Source organism: Phyllobacterium sp. (assembly GCF_037994405.1).
Taxonomy (GTDB): Bacteria; Pseudomonadota; Alphaproteobacteria; order Rhizobiales; family Rhizobiaceae; genus Phyllobacterium.
In genome coordinates this window covers 1-2616 of the sequence record NZ_JBBNAN010000132.1, presented here as the reverse complement: position 1 = coordinate 2616, position 2616 = coordinate 1, and the positions used below count along the sequence as shown (strand labels likewise).

The following is a 2616-nucleotide window of genomic DNA, read 5'->3' as shown; positions in this document are numbered from 1 at the left end:
TCGATTTCGAGGTACTGATACCTGGTCGGCATTGTGTTTTCGGCAAGTGCGCCCGGCTTGAGTATGTCCGGTATGATTGCCCCGAGTACCAGTTCAAAGTTGGACGGACGTTTGACTACCACGGGGTGGGTTTTCACATATTCGCGGATTACAGTTTCCTGCTCGGGCGTGACCACAACAGTCTGTGCGGCCGCGACAGCAGTTCCGGCAAGAAGGGTGATGGCGGCAATCGTGCTTCGGAAAGTCATATCGGCCTCCTGTGTTTATCATCATTGTAAAACCGCTGTCGGTCGAAAGGGTTCCGAAATCGTTATTCAATTCCTGTTCAGGTGGGGTCATTTGCGTTTCATGGCTGTTTGGGTCTGCGGTCCCTTGCCAGAGTAGTTTTGCGCTTACCCCACTTAGGATCAGGCTTGCCGCTCGCCGGTGGCTGCGGCGTCGTCTCAATGAAGATATTCGCTTCTCGCGCTGCCTCGACAAACGCCACTCGTGCAGTGGTGGCCGAGCAATCGCCCGCCAGGCACTTCAGCAGGATCTCCTTGCAGTTCTCAAGCTTCGGCCCTCCAGCATCCTCCGGCCAGTTCTCCAAGATGTACTTGGCCGCATCGTAGGCAGACGTGATGACCACCGACCTGCCGTCTTGAAGGACCGAGACGATTTTAAAAGACCTGTAGTCTTCGTACATGCGGCGATTGCAGCACGAAAGCTCCGCAGATTCTATTGCATCGATTTTCTTATCGGCCGTTTCAGGTTGTTTTGGAACCAAGCTGTATGTCGTTGGTTTTAGGTTATTGGGACAAAATGCTCATGGATGAAGAAAAGAAGGACAAATACCGGGAAAAGATTGTCAGAGAGCAAATGAACCTGAACGACTTAAGAGACGCGTTCCGCAGTCAATTCAAGGTAATTGCCAATGACGACCGGTTCACCAATCTGCTTGATCGACTGGATCTGGCCGACCGCGCTGTTTAGCGAACGTGACGCTTTAGAAGGGAAAATCACCTTTACGCAGGCACGACAGGCCTTTATCGATGCTGCTAAGGAAGCTGAGATTTACGTCGGCCAGAAGCACCTCTAGCCTCTACCTCTCGCCGAGCTGCCGGAAGGCGGAAACAAGTCTCCCATAGACACAAACGGTATCAGAGAAACGCGACTTCTCGCCTTAGTCCTTTCGAACAATCTGATCCTCGCGCATTTCGAACATGCCATCGTGGACGCCTTGAGTATCAAAGTCAGCCAGCAGCTCGCTCCATCTGCCCAGAACCCGCGCGGTGGGCTTTCAGACATCTTGTTCATCGTCCGTTGCTTAACGGAACGAATCATACAGCAGCGAGTTCACTTTAGGGGAGATGAGTGCGAGGTAAGCCATGCCGCTGTTCCGTTTTGTTTTTGATGAGGGGGCGGTACTTGAAGACGTAACGCCAATCGAGTTCCGCGATCATAAGGCAGCGATTGTTGCCGCCAAAAAGGCAGCAAGAACGACCCTGATCGATGTAGAAGAACACGATCCGACTGCTTGGGTGGTTCGCGTCTACAATGAGCCTGGTGAGCTTATCAGAACCGTGTTTGTCGCGGACCTGTTGAAAGGCACTCAGTAGACCGATGCTTGTCACGGTGCGCCTCACAATAACTGCGGCTCTTCTTCCGGTGCCTTGGGTTAATCCAGGATCGTCAAGGCTTCGTCGGGCAGGGGCGTCTGCAATTGCAAGGCTTCGTTCATTGGCGCGGACATCCATAGATCAATTTCATCTCGGGTTCTGAGGATTACCGGCATTGCCTTCGGATGAATGGATTCGACGACTGCATTGGGCTTGGTAGTCAGGAAACCGAACAATTCGAAGTCATTCGCTCCGTCCCTGACTATTCGCACGCCGTGCCATTTTGTCCAGATGCCAGCAAAGCAGAACAGCGGCCTGGACTCATCGATCCCGAACCAGACATTTGGTGTTTGTCCCGTCAAAGGGTCCTTTACCGGTGCCGGTTCGGCGAAGCTTGTCGCCGGTACAACGCATCGATGCTCAAGCCCCCAATATTGCTGCCAGTGGTGATAATGGGGATGCCGGATGTTGGATTGTCCGGGATCATAGTTGCCCTTGATGTTTTGGGGATCAGTCGGCAGGCCAAATTGCGCCCGCGCTATTTCGCGTTCTCCGTCTTTCCCGAGCCGAACGATCGGCGCTGCAAAGTTCTTGTACACATCCAGAGAGGGCTCCAGATTGCCGTACATGTCACGCAGGCTGCGGATGAATTGCCGCATGGCTTCCTGCGATGTCGTGATGTTGTAAAGGTTACACATGGCAAGGAATGATAGTTGATCCCTTATCGTTCGCAAGCGGTGGTCTGCAGCAAAATCCCCCTTGACGTTGTGGGAATATGTTCTCATTTTGTTCTCATGACAAGAACACTGAAAAACTCTGGGTCAGGCGGCGCGCAATGGCATGCTGGTGCGGGTGATGTGCCGGAGATGCCAGAAGGTTGGCTTTTTCATCGCCAGTGACCTGGCGAATGTTAACGGGCATCGGCGTACATTCGAGAGCCTGAAATTCCGATGCAAGGAATGCGACGTCGTCGATTGCGAAGTCGTTCCCTTCGAAGATGATCGCGACCTGGTCAACA

General features: G+C 53.0%; 6 protein-coding genes. 2 read left to right on the top strand and 4 right to left on the bottom strand.

Annotated features, from left to right (window positions below; genetic code table 11):
• Together AAAC48_RS08215 and AAAC48_RS08210 are read right to left on the bottom strand one after the other, a co-directional pair.
• On the bottom strand, positions 1–248 hold a 248-nt coding region (locus tag AAAC48_RS08215), incomplete at its 3' end, for a hypothetical protein (RefSeq protein ID WP_340653717.1).
• Positions 249–346: 98 nt separating this feature from the next.
• The gene (locus AAAC48_RS08210; RefSeq protein WP_340653716.1) at positions 347–766 is read right to left on the bottom strand and encodes a DUF982 domain-containing protein; all 420 of its coding nucleotides are present in this window, start codon (positions 764–766) and stop codon (positions 347–349) included.
• Between the two features lie 41 nt (positions 767–807).
• On the opposite strand from AAAC48_RS08210, the gene AAAC48_RS08205 reads away from it, so the two are divergent.
• Both AAAC48_RS08205 and AAAC48_RS08200 read left to right on the top strand, forming a co-directional pair.
• Positions 808–972 (top strand): hypothetical protein, encoded by a 165-nt coding sequence (locus AAAC48_RS08205; RefSeq protein WP_340653715.1) that lies wholly within the window; start codon positions 808–810, stop codon positions 970–972.
• Between the two features lie 395 nt (positions 973–1367).
• Positions 1368–1598: a hypothetical protein gene (locus AAAC48_RS08200; protein ID WP_340653714.1), complete on the top strand. Its 231-nt coding sequence runs from the start codon at positions 1368–1370 to the stop codon at positions 1596–1598.
• A 59-nt stretch (positions 1599–1657) separates the two neighbouring features.
• Here AAAC48_RS08200 and AAAC48_RS08195 read toward each other — a convergent pair whose 3' ends face one another.
• The gene (locus AAAC48_RS08195; RefSeq protein ID WP_340653713.1) at positions 1658–2383 is read right to left on the bottom strand and encodes an SOS response-associated peptidase; all 726 of its coding nucleotides are present in this window, start codon (positions 2381–2383) and stop codon (positions 1658–1660) included.
• 7 nt (positions 2384–2390) lie between these two features.
• The coding region (locus AAAC48_RS08190) for a hypothetical protein (RefSeq protein ID WP_340653712.1) at positions 2391–2616 on the bottom strand (226 nt) is incomplete at its 5' end.

What these genes read in the sequence shown, in the direction of transcription:
- AAAC48_RS08200 (WP_340653714.1), top strand. Translation starts at nt 1,368, where the DNA reads ATGCCGCTGTTCCGTTTTGTTTTTGATGAGGGGGCGGTACTTGAAGAC.
- AAAC48_RS08205 (WP_340653715.1), top strand. Translation starts at nt 808, where the DNA reads ATGGATGAAGAAAAGAAGGACAAATACCGGGAAAAGATTGTCAGAGAG.
- AAAC48_RS08195 (WP_340653713.1), bottom strand. Translation starts at nt 2,383, where the DNA reads ATGAGAACATATTCCCACAACGTCAAGGGGGATTTTGCTGCAGACCAC.